Below are 23014 nucleotides of genomic sequence, written 5' to 3'. Positions count from 1 at the left end.
CGGACGGGAGGCCCGACCCACGCTCCGTCGTCGGCTCGCGCCGTCGCCGGGTCGGCTCGAGACGATGGCGTCCGCTCGGGACGCCGCTCCCGTGCCGGAGCACGGTCGCACCGAGACGACGTCGTCCGTACGAGACGCCGCCTCGTCAGCGAGACGCCGCCTCGTCAGCGAGACGCCGCGTCGTCAGCGAGACGCCGCGTCGTCAGCGAGACGCCGCCTCGTCAGCGAGACGCCGCCGGAGCCGGCGGCGTCTCGCGCGGCACGAGGCGCTTCGCGCGGACGGGCCCGTCTCGGTGGTCATGCCGCCGGCGCGACCGGGCCGCCGGCGCGACCGGGTGGCCGGCGCGACCGGGTCGCCGGCACGACCGGGTCACCGACGCGACCGGGTGGCCGGCGCGACCGGGTGGCCGGCGGGACCGGGTGGCCGGCACGACCGGGTCACCGACGCGACCGGGTCACCGACGCGACCGGGTCACCGACGCGACCGGGTCACCGACGCGACCGGGCCGCCGAACACGGCACGTGGCGGCCGCGGCTCCGGCCGCCTGCCGGGCGCGACGCTCGAGGCGAACGGTGGTCGCGCCTCCCGGCAGTTCTGACGTACGATGGAATCCCGTGGCGGACACTCTCAGCGGCGGTACCCAGAACAGCACGGCGAACGACAGCAACCAGACCCCGAAGGTGACGAAGCAGATCTTCGTGACCGGCGGGGTCGTCTCGTCCCTCGGCAAGGGCCTGACGGCGGCCAGCCTCGGCAACCTGCTCACGGCGCGCGGCCTCAAGGTCGTCATGCAGAAGCTCGACCCGTACCTCAACGTGGACCCGGGCACCATGAACCCGTTCCAGCACGGCGAGGTCTTCGTGACCGACGACGGCGCCGAGACGGACCTCGACATCGGGCACTACGAGCGCTTCCTCGACATCAACCTGTCGCAGTCGGCGAACGTCACGACCGGGCAGGTCTACTCGACGGTCATCGCCAAGGAGCGTCGCGGCGAGTACCTCGGCGACACCGTCCAGGTCATCCCGCACATCACCGACGAGATCAAGCGTCGGATGCGCGAGCAGGCCGAGAACGACCCGCAGCCCGACGTCATCATCACCGAGGTCGGCGGCACGGTCGGTGACATCGAGTCGCAGCCGTTCATCGAGTCGGCACGCCAGGTGCGCCACGAGCTCGGCCGCAACAACGTGTTCTTCGTGCACGTCTCGCTCGTGCCGTTCATGAGCGCGTCCGGTGAGCAGAAGACCAAGCCGACCCAGCACTCGGTCGCCGCCCTGCGCTCGATCGGCATCCAGCCCGACGCGCTCGTGCTGCGGAGCGACCGACCGGTGTCGGACTCGAACAAGCGCAAGATCGCCCTCATGTGCGACGTCGACGAGGACGCCGTGGTGAACGCGGTGGACGTGCCGTCGATCTACGACCTCCCGACGCTGCTGCACGACCAGGGCCTCGACCAGGTGATCATCGACGCGCTCAAGCTCGACGCGCACGACGTCGACTGGTCGGCGTGGAACCCGGTCCTCGACGCCGTGCACGAGCCGAAGAAGGAGGTCACGATCGCCCTCGTCGGCAAGTACATCGACCTCCCCGACGCGTACCTCTCGGTCACCGAGGCCCTGCGTGCCGGCGGCTTCGCCCACAGCGCCAAGGTGAAGCTGAAGTGGGTCGTGTCCGACGACTGCACCACGCCCGAGGGTGCCGCGAAGCAGCTCGGCGACGTGGACGGCATCTGCGTGCCCGGCGGCTTCGGCGTCCGGGGCATCGAGGGCAAGCTCGGTGCGTTGCGGTTCGCGCGTGAGCAGGGCATCCCGACGCTCGGCCTGTGCCTCGGCCTGCAGTGCATGGTCATCGAGTACGCCCGGCACGAGGCCGGCCTCACCGACGCGTCGAGCACGGAGTTCGACCCGGAGACCTCGACGCCGGTCATCGCGACGATGGCCGAGCAGGTGGACATCATCGCCGGTGGCGACATGGGCGGCACGATGCGTCTGGGCCTGTACCCGGCGCACTTCACGCAGGGCTCGCTCGCCGAGTCGCTGTACGGAGCCCCGGAGGCGAGCGAGCGCCACCGTCACCGCTACGAGGTGAACAACACCTACCGCCAGCAGATCGCGGACGCCGGCCTGGTGTTCTCGGGCACCTCGCCCGACGGCACCCTCGTCGAGTACGTGGAGCTGCCGCGGGACGTGCACCCGTTCTACATCGCCACGCAGGCGCACCCGGAGCTGCGCTCGCGGCCGACGGACGCGCACCCGCTCTTCGCGGGGCTCGTGGACGCGGCCATCGCGCGGCACGAGGCGTCGAGCCTCTTCGACCCGGCCGACGAGCAGGCCGAGGTCGTCGCCTGACGCGACCCGGTGACGGACGGGAGGCGCGGTGCCAGCTGGCACCGCGCCTCCCGTCCGTTGCGGTGCCGGTCCGCGGCGCCGGTACGCGCGTACGGAACCAGGTTCCGGACACGGAACCACGGAAGAACGCGGTGTCGTGTCCGGAACCTGGTTCCGCGGGGCGGGCGTGCTTGGATGGGGCGATGACCGACGCTGACGCACCCATCGCTGACGAACAGGCCTCGTACGAGGTCACCGACTCCACCGTCGTGTACGAAGGCGCGGTCTGGAACGTCCGCCGCGACACCGTCGACTACAACGGGCACGACATGGTCCGCGAGTACATCGACCACACCGGCGCCGTCGCGGTGTACGCCGAGGACGACGAGGGGCGGGTGCTCGTGATCCAGCAGTACCGGCACCCGGTGCAGCTGCGCGACTGGGAGCTGCCCGCCGGGCTGCTCGACCACGAGGGCGAAGACCACCTGACGGCCGCGCAGCGCGAGCTCGGCGAGGAGGCGGACCTGCAGGCCGACACGTGGGAGCCCCTCGTCCGGTACAACACGTCCTCCGGCGGGAGCGACGAGTTCATCGAGATCTTCCGCGCCCGCGGGGTGCGACCCACCGAGAGCGCCTTCGAGCGTGAGGCCGAGGAGGCCGACATCGTGACGCGCTGGGTGCCGCGCGAGGAGCTGGTGGACGCGATCCTCGACGGACGGCTGCACAACTCGGCGCTGGTGGCGGCGACGCTCGCGGTCGAGACGATCGAGCGACGCGCAGCAGGCTGAGCAGCGGGGCGCCGGGCGACGCCTGGAGCCGCCGGTCGGTCGCACGCGCGCGACTAGTCTGCTCGGGTGACCCCGCTCGACCGTGCCACCGACACCTACCTCCGGCACGTCGCCGTCGAGCGCGGGTTGTCGCAGCACACGGTCGCGGCGTACCGACGGGACCTCGCCGTGTTCGCGGAGTGGCTCGCCGCGGCGCCGACGGTCGTCTCCGACGGGGCAGACCGCGCCGGGGGAGCAGCAGCCGTCGAGGACGTGGCACGGCTGGCCCGTGCGGACGTCGCCGGGTTCGTCACGCACCTGACGACCCGGTCGGAGGGGCCGCTCGCACCACGATCCGTCGCACGCATGCTCAGCTCGGTGCGGTCCTTCACCGCCTTCGCCGCAGCTGAGGGCTGGTTGCCGCTCGACCCGGGCACGGCCGTCCGCCCGCCGAAGGCACCCTCGCGGCTGCCGAAGGCGATCTCGGTGCACGACATGGAGCGGCTGCTCGGGGCGGCGGGGACGGCGGACGACGACCCGGTGCAGCTGCGGGACCGGGCGCTCCTCGAGCTGCTCTACGCCACGGGTGCGCGCATCTCCGAGGCGGTCGGGTTGTCGGTGGACGACGTCACCACGCTGTCAGACCCCGACGACGAGGGCGCCGACGGCGACGGGCTCGCGGTCGTGAAGGTGACCGGCAAGGGCAACAAGCAGCGCATCGTGCCCCTCGGGAGCTTCGCGCGGGCGGCGGTCGACGCGTACCTGGTGCGGGCGCGGCCGGTGTTCGCGGCGCGGGGTGCGTCGACCCCGGCGCTCTTCCTCGGCGCTCGGGGTGCACGGCTCTCGCGGCAGAGCGCGTGGCTCGTGATCCAAGCCGCGGCGGAGCGAGCCGGGTTGGCGGCGCACGTGTCACCGCACACGTTCCGGCACTCGTTCGCGACGCACCTGCTCGAGGGCGGGGCCGACGTGCGCGTCGTGCAGGAGCTGCTCGGGCACGCGAGCGTCGCGACGACGCAGATCTACACGCTCGTCACGGCGGACATGCTGCGGGACGTCTACCAGACGGCGCACCCGAGGGCGCGGCGGTAGCGCAGCCGCGCCGGGCCGCCGGGCCGCCGGTCGGGCGCGGGGTGGGTCGTGGTCGGGCGCGCCGAGTCGCGGGTCGCGGGTCGGGCCGCGGATCGGCCGTTGTCGGTGGAGCAGAAGACGTCGGGTGGCCACGGGGCACTCGACGTCTTCTGCTCCACCGAAGGGCCCGACGAGCGACGGGCGACGAGTGACGGGCGCCGCGCGACGTGCGACGGGCGACGCGCGACGGGCACGGGTGCCGGCAGCGTCAGAACAGGTGGAACTGCGCGGAGGCCGCGACCGCTGCCGTCGCCACCGCGACCACGAGGGCGCTCGCCGCCGCACTCCGCGCGAGCACGCGCCACCCGCCGGTCGCTCCGGGGCGCACGACCCCGACGACACCGGCGACCAGCGCCGCCGTGCTCGCGATGCCGACCGGGTTCCAGACGACCGACGCGACCGCGAGCACGACCGCTGCGACGGCCGCGACGCCGACGCGCTGCACGGAGCTGGCCGACGCCCACGAGCGGGTCCCGACGGTGCCGCCCTCCACCGAGAACGACGGCCCGACCGGGGCGATGGCCACCGGGACGACGGGCTCCGGTCGGTCCGGGAGCACCCGCGTCGCCCCACCCCACGCGTGACCGTCCCACCAGCGGAGGCGGTGGGCGTCCTGGGGGTCCGGGAACCAGCCGGCGGCCGGCAGCGTCACGGGGTGCTCCTCGAGGGTGCGGTGGATGGTGCACCCCGACGCTACGGGGACGCCGCGCCCGTCCACAGTCCCACAGCGGGTGTCGGCAACAAGGGGGACCGGCCCCCACCCCTGCGCTACAGTCGACGGGTGACCACCGCATCGACGTCGCTGTCCACCTTCTGGGAGGCCCGCCGGGCGGAGTCGCCCGTCCTGCCGGAGGAGGTGCCGCCGGCGTGGGCGTTCGGCGCGACGCCGGAGCAGGCCGACGACCTGCTCGACCTGGTGCTCCGCGGGGTCAAGGACGGCACGGCGTCGTCGGTGTGGGACCACGAGGCCACCGGTGATCCGCTCCCCGAGGTGGGCGAGCTCGCTGTGGTCCTCGACGGCGAGGGGGAGCCGCGCGCGGTCATCGAGACGACGGACCTGCACGTCGTGCCCTTCGACGAGGTCGACGCCGAGCATGCCCGAGCCGAGGGTGAGGGCGACCGCACGCTCGCGTACTGGCGTGCTGAACACGAACGCTACTGGCGCGAGCACTCCGAGAACCCGAGGGGTTTCGCGCCGGACATGCCGGTGCTGTGCGAGCGCTTCCGCCTGCTCTGGCCGGAACCCCGCGCCTGACTCAGACGGGGAGTGCCGGGACCGGCGTCGCGTCCACCTCGTCCATCACGGCCCTCGTCGCCGCGAGCAGCCGGGCGTTGAAGTCGACGCCGAGCTGGTTCGGCACCGTTCGCGGAATTTCGATCGCGTTTAATTTAAAGTCGCTTCGCTCGCCGGAGAAATCATCCCGTCTTCGATGCCTACCTCACCGTTCGACATACGAGGCAATTCGGCGAAGCCAAGTCCGGATGTCGTCTTCCGCATCCACGGCGCTAAGCCTCGCGGGCGTCATCCGCTCCACTGCGTCGGTGTTGAGCCAGGATTTGGCACTGTTCGCCTTGCTCTTCTGGGAACCTCGGTCGAGAGCGTCCCAGATTGTTTCGTCAGCGGTTTCGAGGAAGATGGATTTCGCACACGCTTTCGGAACGGACTCCCATTGGCCCACAGGATCGATGTTCAGAGCAGGCCGAGCCTCTCGAACGGCATCGAGGTGCAGATAGTTCTCGAGTTCCTTGCGCGAGGTGTGAACGGCTTCAACCTTCGGCATTTCGTTGTGCTGATCAGCCACATCCTTGTAGTGCGGATTTGCCGGCGGAGCGTAGTCGCGGTCGAAGATATGGAACTCGTGAACACCAAGCCCTTGTAGTCGAGACACCCAGAGGGCGCCATTAGTGCCACCGGCCGGCACGAAGATGACGCGCCCCTCTTCCTCCCACAGTTCCAGGTTCGGAATGTCGGCCTCTGTTTGCGACAGAATTCGGGAAATGATTCGGAGAAAATTGATGTCATGTTTCCCTTCCACGCCGACGAAAGCACCAACCCCATGATCCGGCAAGATTCCTAAGGCTTCCGTGACCTTTCGCATCGTTGCGACGCCACTTTCGGCAATCGTACGCTCGCCTTCGGCGCTCACCTCGATGAAGCGGAGCGACTCCTGCGAGACAAGACGACCGAGCGTAGGAGTGTGAGTAGTGAGAAGGACTTGGAAGCCCTGACGCTCGGATATGTCGCGGATGGCGTTGAGAAGAGCTCTCTGCATATCCGGGTGCTGCCCGGTTTCCGGCTCCTCGATCGCGTAGATGATGTTGGAGCCCGCACTCTTGAGTTCGGCAGTCGCCTGCAGGAAGCCCAGCAGCACGGTGCGGCGCACGCCGCTTCCGCGCTTATTCAGCGGCACACCATTCACTCCATGCAAGGTGACCTTGAATACCGACTCCCATTTCAACTCATCGTTTATTCGCGCGTTCAAACCATTCGCGATTGAAGGTGACATTGAAGTGATCCGCTCGACCGTTGCATCGATCAGCTTGTGGAGCTCTTCAGTCACGGTCGAAGCAATTGCGTCGAGAGCGTCGCGCTGGGAGGCGACGGCCACCTCAACCGCCGCTTTCATGGGATCTTGCGCTTCTGCATCCTGATCGGTGCTCGGCCTATCCGCCCCGAAGAGAAAAAAGGAGGGCAACGCGGATTCGATCTTTGACCAGATGATCTTCGTTCCCTCTTCGCTTACGGGCAAGGCCCGCTCCTCAAGGTTGAGTTCACCCACCGCAACGCGGATTGCCTCTCTAAGTTCGGCGCTGACGGTTTGATTTACTCCTTCGAGCGATGCACCAACTGCCACAGCTCGTTTCCTGAGGTCTGCTATCTTCAAAGACAGCAGGTCTGACGCATTCTCGTTGGTCGGATGATTCGCTCGAAGGAAGACCTTCTTTGAGGGCGACTTCAGGGTGCCGTTGTAAACATGGACAATCTCAAGGCGCTGGTCAGCGTTGAGGAGGTGCTCCTTTGCGAGAGTTGTCTCGTTCGTTGCGTCGAGTACCAGCGAGTCAGGCAGGGAATCGAATTCGCAGGTAATTGTCATTGCTTCCGGGTCACCCCCTTTGGATGCATCATCACGATCCGCTTTAGAGCGCCCAAAGAATATTGCCAACGCGTCCAGTACCGAAGATTTGCCAGCATCATTGCGGCCCATGAGCGCGGTGAAGTCGCCAACATCGATGGCGATCTCCTGCTGGTAACAGCGGAAGTTCTTGAGTTTCACTCGTGCAAGATGCATAGGCCCGATCCTGCACGAGCCAGGCGGATGCCGCAAGCCCCGAAAATGGCGAGGGGCTTCTCGCAATCGGATGGTACCGCTCGAGACCGACTTCAGCTCGCGTCGAGCTGCTGGTAGAGCCGATTCACGAGGGCATCCACGCGGAGAGAACGCGCAAGGAGCGAACTCGGACGGCCGAGGCCGAGCCGAGCGTTCGCGTCGAAGAGAGCACGAAACGCCATAGCAGCAGTCCCGTGAGTTCGCTGTACTCCAGCCCTCACCGCTTCCTTGAGCCGCCGCAACAGGTCTGGCGTGAGTAGGGCTGGATCATAGGATGCGCTCAACAGCATTCCGGCGTACTTGCCCATCTCAATATCCGCCAAGTTGTGCGTGCTGATGTCTTCTGGAAGCAGGCTTTCCCACCCTTCGAAGGACTCGACCACGAGTTCGCGAAGGTTGAACGCGCCCATGGAGACGCGCTGGAGCAGATGATCCGATCCAGGCGTGACCTCCCACTCCCAGCCGATGGAAACGGCGTCCTCCAGGCTCCCGTACTCATCGCGTAGGTCGTTCCCCGTGATCCACCGCAGCAGCCGGATCCGCTTGTTGGCCTCATCGAACGCTTCGTCGGCTGCGGCGAAGTCCTTCGCCAGGGCAGCAGTCCGGAAGGCTCGCGCGTAGCTCTCGAACGCTGCAGCGGCGTGGGTGAACACCGCACCCTCCTCCTGCCCCATCGAAGCCAGTCGACCGAACTGCGCGTAGAGCTGAGCATCGCGGTCAAGCGAGTCAGCGGCGAACCGGTATCGGACGGCCTTCAGTTCCTCGAAGCGCTCTCTGCGCTCCTGAACGAGAGTCGAGTCCGCGAGAACGACCGCGAACTCGGATGCTGCCTCTACCTGACCGTAGGGGTCCATCGCGAAGAGCGCGACGGCCGCCTGGTCCGCATACTGCACGGCCTCTCGCGTGTACCCGCCGGTCGAGTAGAACACCGAGATGCGGTACTCATGCGCCGCACCGCGAAGCCTCTGGATGTCCGGGCGACCGATCGAACTCGCGTAGAACTTGACCTGGGCTGCGGCTTCGCTGCTTTCCACATCGATGCCGCCGTCAGCGCCGGACTGTGTCTTCTGAGCGTCGACGAAGCCGAGCGCCTTCATGTGCTCGACCGCGGCGAGTTCGGCAGCCTGCCAGTCGAGCAGGAAGGTGAGAGAAGGTTCGGTATCGCTCATGCGATCACTGTACTGAGCGTTCAGCCGACGCTCGCCAACGACGCGGGTCTGGTACTCGGGGACCTCTAGCCCTCCTCTAGGGGAACTGACGATGCGCGCCGAGCAGGGGCCTGCAGCGATTTCAGCCCGTCCTAGTAGGTCCTCGTCAGTCTGCGTATTGCGACAAGGAGCGTTCAGCTACGCGAGGACTGTGGAGTCGACCTCGCGCAAGATCGCCACGGCTGCTGCGAGCATCCGTACACAATAAGCAACTCCCAACTGGTTCGGCACGGTGACGAGCACGGTGTCGGCGGCACGGATAGCGGCATCCGCGGCGAGCTCGGCCACGAGCTGCTCCGGTTCACCGATGTACGAGCGGCCGAACCGGGCGAGCCCGCCGTCGAGGTGCCCGACCTGGTCCTGTCCCTCGACCTGCGCCCGCACGCCGAAGTAGTGCCGCGACTCGTCGTCGGTGATCGGGATGATGCTGCGGGACACCGAGACGCGCGGCTCGCGCTCCCAGCCCATCTCCGCCCACGTCGAGCGGAAGCGGGCGATCTGCTCGGCCTGCAGCTCGTCGAACGGGACGCCGGTGTCCTCGGTGAGCAGGGTCGACGACATGAGGTTCATGCCCTGCTCGGCCGTCCACTCGGCGGTGGCCCGGGTGCCGGCACCCCACCAGATGCGGTCGGGCAACGTGTCCGAGAGCGGGGTGATCGCGAGCGAACCGGCAGACCCGGTCATCTGCGGGTTCGCGTGTGCCATGGGTTCGCCGGCGATCGCGCGGCGGAACACGTCGGTGTGCGCCCGCGCCATGTCGCCGCCGTTCTGGTCGTGCGCCTCGGGTACGTACCCGAACTGCTGGTAACCCGCGAGGGCGGTCTCGGGTGATCCCCGCGAGACGCCGAGCTGCAGCCGACCGCCGGAGATCAGGTCCGCCGCCGCAGCCTCCTCGGCCATGTACAGCGGGTTCTCGTAGCGCATGTCGATCACGCCGGTGCCGATCTCGATCCGGTTGGTCCGGGCGGCGATCGCCGCGAGCAGCGGGAACGGCGCGGCCTGCTGCGGGGCGAAGTGGTGCACGCGGAAGTACGCGCCGTCGACCCCGGCCTCCTCGGCGGCGACGGCGAGGTCGATCGCCTGCAGGAGCGACTCACGGCCGCTGCGGACGCGCGAGCCCGGCACGTCGCGCCAGTGCCCGAAGGACAGGAACCCGATCTTGGTCATGCCGATGCGAACGCATGCTGCTGCGGGGGCATTCCGCTCGTCCTGCGTGCTGGGACTACGGTCGTCGCCATGAACGACCCCCGCAGCGCCCTGACGGCCGAGCGGCAGCGCAACGAGCGCCTGCTCGCCGACGTCGAGCGGAGCATGCGCGACGTCAGCGATGCCCGGCAGGACGCGAACTCCGACGACGAGCACGACCCGGAGGGCGCGACCCTCGCGTGGGAGCGGGGCTCGCTCGGCGCGGTGCGGGACAGCGCCCGAGACCGGATCCGGCAGGTGGACGCCGCGCTCGCGCGGCTGGACGCGGGCACCTACGGGCGGTGCGCGGTCGGTGGTGAGCCGATCCCGGAGGCCCGCCTGGCCGCCGTCCCGTGGGCCGCGACCTGCGTCGCGCACGCGTGACGTGCCTCCCGGCCGGCTGGTCGACGGACGGGAGGCGCGGCGCACGCCCGTCCCGCCGCTCACGTCGCGTGCACCGGTTCCGCCGCCGTTTCCCAGCCGCGCGCCCTACGGTTCCGGCATGGACGACACCCACGAGCGACCCGACGCGGTCGTGCGTGCCGACATCGAGGCGCCCGGGACCGACGGCGACGACCACCAGCGCTTCCGCTGGTTCCGCCGCATGCGCGCGTGGATCCACGCGCGGCCGGGGGTGCACCTGTTCTACAAGGTGCTCGTCGGGATCGTCGGGGGGCTCGTCGTGGTCATCGGGCTGATCCTCGTGCCGCTGCCCGGTCCGGGGTGGCTGGTGGTGTTCATCGGCCTGACGATCCTGGCCAGCGAGTTCCACTTCTTCCACCGGATCATCACGTGGCTCCGTGCCCAGCTGCACCGCTTCTGGGACTGGGCGAAGGCGCACGGTCCGCAGTGGCTGCGGAAGGCGGCGGACCGCGGCAAGGCCGACGTCGACGCCGCGCACGAGGACGCGCACCGGAGCACCGGGGTCCGTGCTGCTCCGCGGCCGAACCGGGCACGACCCGGGCACTGAACCGGCCCGCACGCCCGGCCCGGATGCGGCTCCGCGACCGGCGGCGGGCCTACGCCCGCGCGCCCGGCCCGGATGCGGCTCCGCGACCGGCGGCGGGCCTACGCCCGCGCGCCCGGCCCGGATGCGGCACCGCGACCGGCGGCGGGCCTACTCGGCGGACGCCACGAGGACCGAGCCGGTGGCGGTGCGCTCGACGGCGTCGGCGGCACGGTCCTCGACGGCCGCGGCCTCCTTCGAGGTGACCTGCAGCACGAGGGCGACGACCGCGGCGAGGACGATGAAGGCACCGTACCCGGCGATGACCGGCACGAGGCCGACCGCGGGTTCGAGCAGCCCACCGACGACCGCCGGCACACCGAAGGCCAGGTAGCTCACGACGTAGATCGTCGACAGGAGCCCCGCACGGTGGGTGGGCGCTGCGGTCGCGAGGAGCATCCGGAGCGGTGCCTGGAACCCGGCGCCGAAGCCGACCCCGGCGATCGCGCTGCCGACGACGAGTCCGGGCAGCGAGTGCGCGACGACGAAGGCGACGGTGACGACCGGTCCGGCCACGAGCGCCACGAGTCCGAGCAGGACGGCCCGACGCATGTCCGTCCGCTGGATGGCGAGGCCCGTCAGTGCTCCGACGCCGGTGACGACGGCGATGAGCGCGCCGGCGGCGAAGTGGTTCGTGATGCCGAAGACGGCACCGAGGGCGGACGGCACGAGCGACAGGAACAGCCCGCCGAGGGCCCAGCTGGCGATGAGGGACCCGGCGACGCTGCGGAACAACCGACGCGAGCTCCGCGGGACCGAGATCGTGGGCCGGAGGGAGCGCAGCGCACCCGGGCGACGGACGACCCGCTCGGGGACGACGACCAGTGCGAGGACCATCAGGACCAGCAGCCCGCCGAACACCAGGTACACGAGCTGTTCCGGTGCCGGGCCCCACTCGACGAGTGCGCCGCTCGACAGCGCACCGGTGGCGAGGGCGATCGGCGGGACCACGCCGTTCAGCACGCCGGCGAGGGCCGGGTGGCGCTCGAGGGAGTTGTCGATGAGCGCGGCACCGAGTGCGCCGATGAGCAGGCCGACGGACACGCCCTGCACGATGCGGTCGACGATCAGCGCGCCGACGCCGTCAGCGACGGCGAACAGGCCGAGCGAGACGGCGACACCGAGCCCGCCGACGACGAGGACCGGTTTCCGCCCGACGTGGTCGGACAGCCGTCCCGCGACGAGCAGGCTCACGAGGAGGCCGGCCACGTAGATCGCGAAGACGCCCGTGAGCATGAGCGGCGTCAGGTGCCACTCCGCCGCGTAGACCGGGTAGATCGGGGACGGGACCGCCGACGACGCGACCGAGGCGAGCAGCATCGCCGCGATGATCCAGAACCCGGCGACCGAGCGGGCTGACTGTGCCATCCGCTGCTCCTTCCGTTCGGGGCGACCCCCGACGGCGGTCGCTTGTACGACTGCATTCGTACCGCACCCGATCAGTACGACGCAAGTCGTACTACAGGGTCGTCGGTGCTACCGTCGGTGCCATGCCCGCGCCCGTGGACCCCGTCACCGCTGCCGAGCGCCTGCCGCAGCCGACCGTCGCCGAGATGGACCTCCCGGTGGTGCTCGACGCCCTGAGCGACCCGATCCGCCTGGCGATCCTGCACCGCTACCTGGTCGACGCGGCCGGCGGGGTCCGCAGCTGCGGGTGGGTCGGGGTCGACCGGCCGAAGTCCACGCTGACGCACCACTTCCGCGTCCTGCGCGAGGCCGGGCTGCTCGAGCAGCACCAGGAGGGCCTGACCCGCTCGAGCCGTGTCCGCGTCGAGGACGTGCAGCAGCGGTTCCCCGGGCTCCTCGACCTGGTCGCCGCGTGGCCGGTGCCGGCCGCCATCATGCGCGAGGAGGTCCCCGCATGACCCGCCCCCACACCACCGCAGCGCACGTCCTCCCCACGATCACCACCGACCCCGTGGTGACGTCGGCGCTCGCCGCCGACCTCACCGCCGCCGGCTTCACCGTAGAGCGCATCGACGGGCTCTGGGGGACCGAGGCCGCGGCGTCGCTGCACCGCGGGTCGCGGGTGGCGGCGCTGCGCGCACTGGCCGCGCGGGAGACCACGCCGCTGTCGACCCTCGCGACGCTGTTCGTGCTCGGGCTGCCGGTCGACCGGGCCGACGCGGAGCGAGCGTTCCCCGCTGCCGGCCTCGACGCGGTGCTCGCCGCGGGGCTGCTCCGGACGGACGACGACACCGACGACGCCGGCGCTCCCGACGCCGACCACGTGCGGGTGCACCCGACGGTCGACCTGCGCCCGTACGCCTTCGTCGACGACCTCGGCGCCGGCAGCTGGTGGATCGTGTCGGACCTCGGCGAGCTCGCGCTCGGCACCGCCCTGGGCGAGGAGCACGTGCTCGGCATCGGCGGCGCCACGACGACCCTCTCCGGTCTGCAGGTCCCCGTGCCCGTGCGGCGCGTGCTCGACCTCGGCACCGGCTGCGGCATCCAGGCCATGCACGCCAGGCGCTTCGCGGATCAGGTGGTCGCCACCGACATCTCCCGTCGCGCGCTCGACATCGCCCGGTTCAACGCGCAGCTCAACGGCATCGACGGCATCGACTTCCGCCTGGGCTCGCTGTACGAGCCCGTCGCGGGGGAGCGGTTCGACCGCATCGTCTCGAACCCGCCCTTCGTCATCACCCCGCGGCGCGACGACGTCCCCTCGTACGAGTACCGCGACGGCGGCATGGTCGGGGACGCGCTCGTCGAGACGGTCCTCCGCGGGCTCGTCGACCACCTCGAGCCCGGCGGGACCGCGCAGCTGCTCGGCAACTGGGAGTACCACTGGGGCGTCGACGGGCTCGACCGCGTCCGCTCCTGGTTCGACACCACGGACGACGTCGACGCGTGGGTCGTCGAGCGGGAGCGCGAGGACCCGCCCGCCTACGCCGAGACCTGGATCCGCGACGGCGGGACGAAGCCCGGCACGGCAGGCTTCGACACGCTCGTCGACGCCTGGCTCGACGACTTCGCCGCGCGGCGCGTCACCGGCGTCGGCTTCGGGTACGTCGTGGTCCGGCGGGCACGGTCGGGAGGCACGGCCCACCTCCGCCGCTTCGAGCGCGTCCCCGAGACGCTCGGCTCGAACCCCGCCGGGCTCGGTGCGACCGTGGCCCGGGTGCTCGACGCTGCCGAGTGGCTCGCCGAGCACGACGACACCGCGCTCGCCGCCGCACACCTGCGGGTCGCGGGCGACGTCACCGAGGAGCGGCACTACTGGCCCGGCAACGACGACCCGACGGTGATGACGCTCGTGCAGGGTGGCGGCTTCGGTCGGCGTGTGGACGCGGACACGGCGCTCGCCGCGTTCGTGGGCGCGTGCGACCGGGAGCTCTCGGTCGCCGCGATCATCGGGGCCATCGCCCAGATCACCGGCGTCGACGAGGCGGCGCTGACGGCCGACCTGCTGCCGCGGGTCCGCGACCTGGTGCTGGACGGCCTGCTGCTCGCACCGACGTCCTGAGGGCGACCCGCGCCTCCCGGCTGTCACCGCACGCTCGCCCGCGCGCGCGTGCCCGCAAAACGCAACAGTGGCGATTCGTCGCAGCGCGATGACGCTGCGAGGAACCGCCGACGTTGCGTTCTGCGGAAGGACGGTCAGCTGGCGCGGTGGTTCCGCCACGTGTGCTCGGGGGCGTAGCCGAGGAGCTCACGGGCCTTCTCCGACGACAGCAGCGAACTCGTGCCGTCGATGTCCGTGCGGCGCTCGATGTCCGGCACGAAGCGCTCGACCAGCTCGATCGTCGGGGTGTCCATCACGGTGTCCGGGCTCGCGATGACGAACGCCTCGAAGCCGGTCAGCTCCGCCTCGAGCGACTTCCGCACGGCCTGGGCGCCGTCACGCGAGTCGATGTACGACCACAGGTTGAAGGTCTTCGCCTCGGGGGAGGCGTCCCACGGGAAGGCCGGGTAGTCGGTCTCGTCCATGACGTTCGAGAACCGCAGCCCGATCATCTTCAGCTCCGGGTCCCAGCGCGTGAAGTGGCGTGCCATCTCCTCCTCGACCGCCTTGCCGAGCGAGTAGGACGACTGCGGTCGGACGGGGAACTCCTCGTCGACGGGCAGGTAGGGCGGGTGGTGCTCGCCCATGGGGATGCCGAGCAGGGTCTCGCTCGACGCCCACACCACGTTCTTGATCCTCGCCACGCGGGCAGCGTGGAAGACGTTGATCGACGCGGTCACGTTGTTCGTGATGAGTGCGACGTCCGGTACCTGGCCGGGCGCGGGCACGGCAGCGAGGTGCACCACGGCGTCCACCGCGTCGTAGCGGTCGTCGATGCCGGTGAGCGCGCCGAGCACCTGGCCGTAGTCGCTCAGGTCGACGCGGACGAACGGCACCCGCTCCGGCTTGTCGGGGGAGGGCACCCGGTCGAGCAGGACCACGTCGTAGCCGTGCTCGTCGAGGTCCCGCACGACCGCCCGTCCGAGCTTGCCGCTGCCTCCGGTCACCACTACACGCGTCATTGCGTCACTCCACATCGTCGTCGGTCGGCCGTGGTCGGCCGGGTCCCATCCTGCCGCGCGGTACCCGGGTGGGACCAGGCACTGGCGGTACCTGTCCGGGCGGCGCGACGGGTCGGGTCGACGCGGACGCCCAGGCCGAGGCGGCCTGTCGGGTCGGACGGGTGCTCGGGCCGAGGCGGGCGCTCAGGTCCTGGCGGGGGTGACGGCCTGGGCGACCGCCAGGCCCGCGACGAGCTCGACGTGCTCGGCCATGTCGCGGGAGGGGTCGTACAGCCACTGGATCTGCATGCCGTCGGAGATCGCGAGCAGCACGCTCGCCAGTCGCTCGGGGTCGACGTCGGTGCGCAGTCGCCCGTCCTCCTGCATGGCGCGGAAGTCCCGCGCGAAGTCGCCGCGGGTCCGCTCGTAGCGCTCGCGGAAGTACTCGTGCGCCGGGTGCTCGGGGTCGGTGGCGGCCGCTGCCGACAGGTTCACGAACATCTGCACCAGGCCGGGGACCTCGGTGTTGTGCCGCACGATGGCCGCCAGGAACGAGCCGGGGTCGTCGGCCGAGGTGCCCCAGTCGTGCGCGAGGTCGACCTCGTCGCGGCGGCGGAGGATCTCGACCCAGAGGTCGTCCTTCGAGTCGAAGTAGTGGAGCAGTCCGGCCTGGGTGAGCCCGACGGCATCGGCGATGTCCTTGATGCTCGTCCGGCGGAAGCCCTGCTGCGCGACGAGGTCGAGCGCGACCGTGAGGATCTCCTCGCGCTTCGCGATCCCCTTCGCGTACGAACCCCGTCGTGCCATGGCGCGAGCGTACCGCCCGGGCGACCACCAGAAAACCGACCACTGATAGGTTTTGGCTGCTACGCTGGCGGCAGCCGCCGACGATGGCGCGCGGAGGTCACTCCCCGGCGCCCGTCGCACAACGAAGGGACCGACCATCGTGACCACCGTGGATGAGACCGACTCGGCCGAGACGGACCGTGCCTCCGCCGCGTCGCCGCTGAGCGAGCGCATCGACGCGCTCCTCGGACAGCTGAGCACCGAGGAGAAGGTGCAGCTGCTGACCGGGCGCGACTTCTGGACGACCTGGCCGATCGCGAAGATCGGACTCCGCCGCATCCTGATGTCCGACGGCCCGTCGGGTGTGCGCGGTGAGGTCTGGGACGAGCGCGACCCGTCGCTCAACCTGCCGTCCGCCACTGCCCTGTCCGCGAGCTGGGACCGTGCGATCGCGAAGCGGTACGGCGCAGCCGCCGCCGTCGAGGCGCGGCGCAAGGGCGTCGACGTCGTGCTCGGCCCGACGATCAACCTGCACCGGTCGCCCCTCGGCGGCCGGCACTTCGAGGCGTTCAGCGAGGACCCGGTGCTGACCGGTGACCTCGCCGCGTCGTACGTCGCCGGCGTGCAGGAGAACGGCGTCGCCGCGACCCCGAAGCACTACATCGCGAACGACTACGAGACCGACCGCTTCACGGCGTCGACCGAGGTGTCCGACCGTGCGCTCCGCGAGCTGTACCTGCTCGCGTTCGAGAAGGCCGTCACCGAGGCGCACGCCTGGGCGATCATGTCGTCCTACAACGCGATCAACGGCGTCACCGCGTCCGAGAACGAGCTGCTCGAGACGCCGTTGAACTCGGAGTGGGGCTTCGACGGGATCGTCGTGTCCGACTGGACCGGCGTCCGATCGGTCGAGTCGGCCACGGCGTCGCAGGACGTCGCGATGCCCGGGCCGAACCCGTGGTGGAGCGAGGGGCCGCTGCTGTCCGCGGTCGAGTCGGGCGAGGTGCCGATGGAGGCGATCGACCGCAAGGTCCGCCGCATCCTGACCCTGGCCGCCCGCGTCGGCGCGCTCGAGGGCTTCGAACCCGTCGCCGCGCAGCCCGTGCACGTCGAGGACGGCGTCGCCTTCGTGCGCGAGGCCGAGGCCGAGGGCACCGTGCTCGTCCGCAACACGGGCGTGCTGCCGCTCGACGCCGCCGCGGTGTCACGCATCGCGCTCGTCGGGCACAACGCCGACCAGGCCCGGTCGCAGGGCGGCGGCTCGGCGACGGTCGTCCCCGAGCACGTGGTCACCCCGATCGAGGGCATCCGCGCCGCGTTCCCGGGCGCGACGGTGAACCACGCCATCGGCGCGGTCGTGCAGGAGGGCATCGCCGAGTTCCCGCTGTCGAGCATCACGAACCCGGCGACCGGTGCGCCCGGCGCCCGCGTCGCGTTCGTCAAGGACGGCGAGGAGCTGTACGTCGAGGACCGCCGTGCCACCGCGCTGTTCTGGTTCGGCGGCGACGCCCCGACGCGCGAGGCCGACCGGCTCGACATCACCACGACGTACACCGCCGAGTCGACCGGCACGGTCCGGATCGGCATCGGTGCCGCCGGGCACTCCCGCCTGTGGATCGACGACGAGCTCCTGCTCGACGAGACCGTGCCGTACGAGGGCGACCAGCTCGGCGCCGCGTTCCTCAACCCGCCGGCGCGCTCGGTGCCGGTGTCCGTCGAGGCCGGGCAGCGGGTCGCGGTGCGCATCGAGTACGACATCGTGCAGGACGAGGCGCTCGGCGGGGTCCTCGCCTACCAGTTCGGCACGGAGCCGAGCGACGCCGATCCGGCCGCGCTCATCGAGGCCGCGGTGGCCACCGCACGCGACGCCGACGTGGCGATCGTCGTGGTCGGCACGAACAGCAAGGTGGAGTCCGAGGGCTACGACCGCTCGAGCCTGGCGCTGCCCGGCCACCAGGACGACCTGGTGCGCGCCGTCGCTGCCGCCAACCCGAACACCGTCGTGGTGGTCAACTCGGGCTCACCGGTCGAGATGCCCTGGCGGGACGACGTCGCCGCGGTGCTGCTCACCTGGTTCGGCGGCCAGGAGTACGGCAACGCCCTGGCCGACGTGCTCACCGGTGCGGTGGAGCCGGGCGGGCGTCTGCCCACCACCTGGCCGGCCGCGCTCGAGGACGTCCCCGTCGCGAACGTCACCCCGGTGGACGGCAAGGTCGCGTACGACGAGGGTGTGCACGTGGGCTACCGGGCCTGGCTCCGCGCCGGTACCGAGCCCGCCTACCCGTTCGGGCACGGCCTCGGCTACACCACCTGGACGATCGACGGCGTCTCGGCGTCACCGACCGTGACCGAGGGGGACGCCGTGATCGTCACCGCCACCGTCGCGAACACCGGCGACCGAGCGGGCAAGCACGTCGTGCAGGTCTACGCCTCCCGCGAGGAGTCGACGATCGACCGCCCGGTGCGCTGGCTCGTCGGGTTCGCTCCCGTCCGGCTCGGCGCGGGGGAGTCGACCGAGGTCTCGATCGAGGTGCCGGCCCGGGCGTTCGCACACTGGGACGGTGCCTGGCGGTACGAGCCCGGCACCTTCGGACTGCACGTCGGCGCATCGGTCTCCGACACCGCCGGCTCGGTCACCCTCGAACTGGAGTGATCCGGTTTCCGCGCAGGCGCCGATCCATTCAGTAGCATGTATGTGCGCCTGACGGCTGGTTACCGTCGGCGCGCGCACCACCGAGGGATCGTCGTGTGAGCGAAGTGGCCTCCTGATCCGGTCGCGGACCCCCTTCGATCCCGGTGCGTCCAGAATGCGTCCCCGCGTCCGCGCGGGGGCGCATTCGTCGTCCGGGCCGGGATGGTCCTGCGCAGGACCATTCGCGATCGGTCCGGGACGGCCCCGTCGACGACCGTCTGACCGGTCTGTCGTGCGCGCGGGAGTGGGTGCGCTTCGCGTACAAACCGTGACGATCGGTCATTTCAGGGGTGCGTCAGGATGACAAGTCCTTCAGGAAGTGAAAGAGTGGGCGCGCCATCCCGTGCGGATCAGGGACGAGATGGTCATCCGGCCTGGGGCTCCGGGTCCTCACCACGCCTGCGTCGAGCCCCGGCCGGATGCCTGCCGTTCAGTGCAGCCGCGGTGCGATCTCCTCGGCGACGATCCGCAGGATGCGTTCGTGCGCGGCGGCGTCGCCGTTCGCCGGCAGGGTGACCACGAGCTCGTCGGTCGCCTGCACCGCGGGGTCGGCCGCCAGGGCGTCGACGATCTCGTCGACGCCGCCGGAGAGCACCGCGCTGAAGCGGAACGGTGGACCGCTGAGCGGCCGGCCCTCGTCGTCCATGCCGCTCGCGTAGCCCGTGAGGAACTCCTCGTGGATCCGCCGGTCGTGGTCGTCGAGCAGCGGGACGACGATGCGCCCGACCGCCACCTTCGAGGCGCGGTCCGGGTGCAGCTCGGCGAAGCGCTCACGGTACGCGGTGATCTGGTCGGCCTGCGCCTCGGCGAACGGGGCACCGGTGTCCTCGGTGTTGAGCGTCGAGCAGTGCAGCAGCAGGCCCTTCTCGGCGGTCCGCACGGCCGTGCCGAGGCTGCCGCCGCCCCACCAGACGCGGTCCCGCAGGCCCGGGGACAGCGGCTGCAGGCGCAGCTCGGCTCCGGCCGGGATGCTCTCGTACCCCGAGCCGGCCGTGCCGAGCGGCTCGCCCTGCAGCACCTCGAGCAGCCGGGACGCGCGGGCCTCGGCCTCGTCGCGGAAGCTGCGCTCGGACGTGCCGAACACCGGGTCGAGGATCGGTCCGTACCCGGCGATGCCCGTGCTGATGCCGAGCTGCACCCGACCGCCGCTGAGCAGGTCGACCGTGCTGGCGTCCTCGGCGAGGCGCACGGGGTCCTCGTACCGCATGCCGAGCACGGCGGTCCCGAAGCCGATGGTGCTCGTGCGTTGTGCGGCGGCGGCGAAGAAGGTCATCGGGCTGGTCAGGTACGGCTCGAAGTGGCGGCCGCGCACCCAGCCGGTGCCGTAGCCGAGGGCCTCGGCCGTCTCGAACAGGCGGAGCCCGTCCTCGAGGGCCGTGGCGGCACCGGCGGTGCCGCCGTGGTTCGGGACGAAGGAGAGGAAGCCGAGTTCGCGCACGCTGCAAGTGTATGCGGATGCATCCAATTCGGACAGGGCGGCGGACGGGAGGCGCGTGGCGGGGGCGCCCCGTGCCTCCCGTCCGTCGCCCGGTCACCACCCACCTGGGAGGATGGGGACATGACCGACGTCACCACCGCCCCGCCGCTCGTCGCCGCCCTGCCGGCGGCCGTCGACGGCGCCGTCGACCCCGACGCGGTCTACCAGGCCTTCGCCGACTGGGCGGAGGCGGGCGGCCGCCCGCTGTACCCGGCGCAGGACGAGGCACTCATCGAGCTGGTCTCCGGCGCCAACGTCGTCCTCAGCACCCCGACGGGCACCGGCAAGTCGCTCGTCGCCGCCGGTGCGCACTTCGCGGCCATGGCCGAGGGGAAGCGCAGCTACTACACGGCGCCGATCAAGGCCCTCGTGTCCGAGAAGTTCTTCCAGCTCGTCGACCTGTTCGGCGCGCACAACGTCGGCATGGTGACGGGTGACTCGAGCGTCAACGCCGACGCCCCGATCATCTGCTGCACGGCGGAGATCCTCGCCAACACCGCGCTCCGTCAGGGGCCGGACGCCGAGGTCGACGTCGTGGTGATGGACGAGTTCCACTTCTACGGTGACGCCGACCGCGGGTGGGCGTGGCAGGTCCCGCTCCTCGTGCTCGAGCGGGCGCAGTTCCTGCTCATGTCCGCGACGCTCGGCGACGTCACCACCATCGCCGACGACCTGTCCCGCCGCACCGGACGACCGACCGCCCGGGTGACCGGGGTCTCGCGACCCGTGCCGCTGTCGTACGAGTACGTGCTCACCCCCGTGCAGGAGACCGTCGAACGGCTGCTCGAGGAGGGCAAGGCGCCCGTCTACATCGTCCACTTCGCCCAGGCGGCGGCGCTCGAGCGGGCGCAGGCGCTCATGTCGGTGAAGGTCGCCTCGCGTGAACGGCGGGACGAGATCGCCGAGGCGATCGCCGGGTTCCGGTTCAGCGCCGGGTTCGGGCAGACCCTGTCGCGCCTGATCCGCGCCGGGATCGGTGTGCACCACGCCGGGATGCTGCCGAAGTACCGACGGCTCGTCGAGCAGCTCGCCCAGCGCGGGCTGCTGCCGGTGATCTGCGGCACCGACACCCTCGGGGTCGGCATCAACGTGCCCATCCGGTCCGTCCTGCTGACCGGCCTGACGAAGTTCGACGGGTCGCGGATGCGGCAGCTGTCCGCCCGCGAGTTCCACCAGATCGCCGGCCGTGCCGGGCGGGCCGGGTACGACACCGAGGGTGACGTCGTCGCCGAGGCGCCCGAGCACGAGATCGAGAACGCCCGGGCGGTCGCCAAGGCGGGGGACGACCCGAAGAAGAAGAACAAGGTCAAGAAGAAGAAGGCGCCCGAGGGCTTCGTGTCGTGGGGGCCGGCTTCGTTCGACCGGCTCATCGCGGCCGAGCCGGAGCCGATGACCTCGCGGATGCGGATCACCCACGCGATGGTGCTCGCCGTCGTCGCGCGGGGTGGGGACTCCTTCGCCGCGGTGCGCTCGCTCGTGTTCGACAACCACGAGCCGCGGGCCCGGCAGCTCGCCATGGCCCGGCGGGCGCTGTCCATCGCCCGGACGCTCATCAAAGCCCGCGTGATCGAGAAGGTCGACGGGCACTACCGGATGACGGTCGACCTGCCCGTCAACTTCGCCCTCAACCAGCCGCTGTCGCCGTTCGCGCTCGCCGCGTTCGAGCTGCTCGACCCGGAGTCACCCACGTACGCGCTGGACATGGTGTCCATCGTGGAGGCGACCCTCGACGACCCCCGTGCCGTCCTCGCGCAGCAGCAGTTCAAGGAGCGCGGCGAGGCCGTCGCCCGGATGAAGCAGGAGGGGATCGAGTACGAGGAGCGGATGGAGCTGCTCGAGGAGGTCACCTGGCCCAAGCCGCTGGACGAGCTGCTCACCGCCGCCTACGAGGCGTACGCCGCCGAGCAGCCGTGGGTGCTCGACTTCCGGCTCTCACCGAAGTCGGTCGTCCGCGACGTCTACGAGCGGGCGATGACCTTCGGGGACTTGGTGCGCTTCTACCAGCTCACCCGCTCCGAGGGGCTCGTGCTCCGCTACCTGTCCGACGCGTACCGGACCATGCGCCAGACCATCTCCGAGGAGCAGCGGACCCCCGAGCTCGACGACCTGATCGAGTGGCTCGGCGAGGTGGTCCGGCAGACCGACTCGTCGCTCGTCGACGAGTGGGAGGCGCTGGTCAACGGTGACGTGGCGCTCGCCGAGGCCGAGCACCAGGAGATCGCGCCGCCGCAGCCCGCCCGGCTCACCGGCAACCCGCGGGCGTTCCGCGTGCTCGTGCGGAACGCCCTGTTCCAGCGGGTGCTGCTCGCCGCTGCCGACGACCCGGCGGGGCTCGGTGAGCTCGACGCGACGAGTGGGTTCGACCGCTCCGCCTGGGACAACGTCCTCGAGGAGTACTACGAGGAGCACGACGCCATCGGGACCGACGGCGACGCCCGGTCGATGCAGTACCTGGTGCTCGACGAGAACGGCCCCGGTCGGACCTGGCGGGCGCGGCAGATCTTCGCCGACCCCGAGGGCGACAAGGACTTCGGGTTCTCCGCCACGATCGACCTCGACGCGTCGGACGAGACCGGCGAGGCGGTCGTGCGGGTCACCGAGATCGGGCGGTTCGACGGGTGGGCCGAGGTCGACGTCGACTGACGGGAGCGGGCTC

General features: G+C 70.7%; 18 protein-coding genes. 10 read left to right on the top strand and 8 right to left on the bottom strand.

Annotated features, from left to right (window positions below; all coding sequences use genetic code 11):
- Window positions 1-615: 615 nt before the first annotated feature.
- The 3 genes from pyrG to QUG93_RS14910 all read left to right on the top strand — a co-directional run bounded on the left by pyrG (window position 616) and on the right by QUG93_RS14910 (window position 4187).
- The gene (gene pyrG / locus QUG93_RS14920; RefSeq protein WP_434533121.1) at window positions 616-2352 is read left to right on the top strand and encodes a CTP synthase; all 1737 of its coding nucleotides are present in this window, start codon (window positions 616-618) and stop codon (window positions 2350-2352) included.
- A gap of 182 nt (window positions 2353-2534) precedes the next feature.
- Window positions 2535-3119 carry an NUDIX domain-containing protein gene (locus QUG93_RS14915; RefSeq protein ID WP_289475199.1) on the top strand — a complete coding sequence of 195 codons (585 nt, stop codon included), beginning with the start codon at window positions 2535-2537 and terminating at the stop codon, window positions 3117-3119.
- Between the two features lie 66 nt (window positions 3120-3185).
- A complete protein-coding gene (locus tag QUG93_RS14910) occupies window positions 3186-4187 on the top strand; it encodes a site-specific tyrosine recombinase XerD (RefSeq protein WP_289475196.1) in 1002 nt (333 codons plus the stop codon).
- A gap of 247 nt (window positions 4188-4434) precedes the next feature.
- Here QUG93_RS14910 and QUG93_RS14905 read toward each other — a convergent pair whose 3' ends face one another.
- Window positions 4435-4878, bottom strand: coding sequence for a DUF2510 domain-containing protein (locus tag QUG93_RS14905; RefSeq protein WP_289475193.1), 444 nt, complete (start codon window positions 4876-4878; stop codon window positions 4435-4437).
- 129 nt (window positions 4879-5007) lie between these two features.
- Between QUG93_RS14905 and QUG93_RS14900 the strand changes: the two genes are divergently transcribed.
- Window positions 5008-5481: an ASCH domain-containing protein gene (locus QUG93_RS14900; RefSeq protein WP_289475191.1), complete on the top strand. Its 474-nt coding sequence runs from the start codon at window positions 5008-5010 to the stop codon at window positions 5479-5481.
- A 184-nt stretch (window positions 5482-5665) separates the two neighbouring features.
- Here QUG93_RS14900 and QUG93_RS14895 read toward each other — a convergent pair whose 3' ends face one another.
- The 3 genes from QUG93_RS14895 to QUG93_RS14885 all read right to left on the bottom strand — a co-directional run bounded on the left by QUG93_RS14895 (window position 5666) and on the right by QUG93_RS14885 (window position 9930).
- Complete coding sequence (locus QUG93_RS14895) at window positions 5666-7516, bottom strand: ATP-binding protein (protein WP_289475189.1); 1851 nt, start codon at window positions 7514-7516, stop codon at window positions 5666-5668.
- 92 nt (window positions 7517-7608) lie between these two features.
- A complete protein-coding gene (locus QUG93_RS14890; RefSeq protein ID WP_289475186.1) occupies window positions 7609-8724 on the bottom strand; it encodes a restriction endonuclease in 1116 nt (371 codons plus the stop codon).
- Between the two features lie 177 nt (window positions 8725-8901).
- A complete protein-coding gene (locus QUG93_RS14885) occupies window positions 8902-9930 on the bottom strand; it encodes an LLM class flavin-dependent oxidoreductase (protein ID WP_434533120.1) in 1029 nt (342 codons plus the stop codon).
- Window positions 9931-9999: 69 nt separating this feature from the next.
- Between QUG93_RS14885 and QUG93_RS14880 the strand changes: the two genes are divergently transcribed.
- Window positions 10000-10332 (top strand): TraR/DksA family transcriptional regulator, encoded by a 333-nt coding sequence (locus tag QUG93_RS14880; RefSeq protein ID WP_289475183.1) that lies wholly within the window; start codon window positions 10000-10002, stop codon window positions 10330-10332.
- A 118-nt stretch (window positions 10333-10450) separates the two neighbouring features.
- Window positions 10451-10918, top strand: a complete 468-nt coding sequence (locus QUG93_RS14875; protein ID WP_289475181.1) for a TIGR02611 family protein — start codon at window positions 10451-10453, stop codon at window positions 10916-10918.
- 147 nt (window positions 10919-11065) lie between these two features.
- Here the strand turns inward: QUG93_RS14875 and QUG93_RS14870 are convergent, their stop codons facing one another.
- Window positions 11066-12322, bottom strand: coding sequence for an MFS transporter (locus QUG93_RS14870; RefSeq protein WP_289475179.1), 1257 nt, complete (start codon window positions 12320-12322; stop codon window positions 11066-11068).
- A gap of 122 nt (window positions 12323-12444) precedes the next feature.
- Between QUG93_RS14870 and QUG93_RS14865 the strand changes: the two genes are divergently transcribed.
- Window positions 12445-12819 (top strand): ArsR/SmtB family transcription factor, encoded by a 375-nt coding sequence (locus tag QUG93_RS14865; RefSeq protein ID WP_289475177.1) that lies wholly within the window; start codon window positions 12445-12447, stop codon window positions 12817-12819.
- Window positions 12816-14423 carry a DUF7059 domain-containing protein gene (locus tag QUG93_RS14860; protein ID WP_289475176.1) on the top strand — a complete coding sequence of 536 codons (1608 nt, stop codon included), beginning with the start codon at window positions 12816-12818 and terminating at the stop codon, window positions 14421-14423. The genes QUG93_RS14865 and QUG93_RS14860 overlap by 4 nt, the downstream gene beginning before the upstream one ends.
- Before the next feature lie 134 nt (window positions 14424-14557).
- On the opposite strand, the gene QUG93_RS14855 is transcribed toward QUG93_RS14860, so the two are convergent.
- Together QUG93_RS14855 and QUG93_RS14850 are read right to left on the bottom strand one after the other, a co-directional pair.
- Window positions 14558-15424 (bottom strand): NAD-dependent epimerase/dehydratase family protein, encoded by an 867-nt coding sequence (locus tag QUG93_RS14855; protein WP_289475173.1) that lies wholly within the window; start codon window positions 15422-15424, stop codon window positions 14558-14560.
- Window positions 15425-15607: 183 nt separating this feature from the next.
- The gene (locus QUG93_RS14850; RefSeq protein WP_289475170.1) at window positions 15608-16210 is read right to left on the bottom strand and encodes a TetR/AcrR family transcriptional regulator; all 603 of its coding nucleotides are present in this window, start codon (window positions 16208-16210) and stop codon (window positions 15608-15610) included.
- A gap of 148 nt (window positions 16211-16358) precedes the next feature.
- Between QUG93_RS14850 and QUG93_RS14845 the strand changes: the two genes are divergently transcribed.
- Window positions 16359-18842 carry a beta-glucosidase gene (locus tag QUG93_RS14845; protein ID WP_434533119.1) on the top strand — a complete coding sequence of 828 codons (2484 nt, stop codon included), beginning with the start codon at window positions 16359-16361 and terminating at the stop codon, window positions 18840-18842.
- A 469-nt stretch (window positions 18843-19311) separates the two neighbouring features.
- Here QUG93_RS14845 and QUG93_RS14840 read toward each other — a convergent pair whose 3' ends face one another.
- The gene (locus QUG93_RS14840) at window positions 19312-20319 is read right to left on the bottom strand and encodes an LLM class flavin-dependent oxidoreductase (protein ID WP_289475165.1); all 1008 of its coding nucleotides are present in this window, start codon (window positions 20317-20319) and stop codon (window positions 19312-19314) included.
- A 120-nt stretch (window positions 20320-20439) separates the two neighbouring features.
- On the opposite strand from QUG93_RS14840, the gene QUG93_RS14835 reads away from it, so the two are divergent.
- On the top strand, window positions 20440-23001 hold the full coding sequence (locus tag QUG93_RS14835) for a DEAD/DEAH box helicase (RefSeq protein ID WP_289475164.1): 2562 nt from the start codon (window positions 20440-20442) through the stop codon (window positions 22999-23001).
- The last annotated feature ends 13 nt before the right edge of the window (window positions 23002-23014 follow it).

This window comes from Curtobacterium caseinilyticum (assembly GCF_030363035.1).
GTDB lineage: Bacteria > Actinomycetota > Actinomycetes > Actinomycetales > Microbacteriaceae > Curtobacterium > Curtobacterium caseinilyticum.
This window is presented reverse-complemented; position numbering and strand designations above follow the sequence as displayed.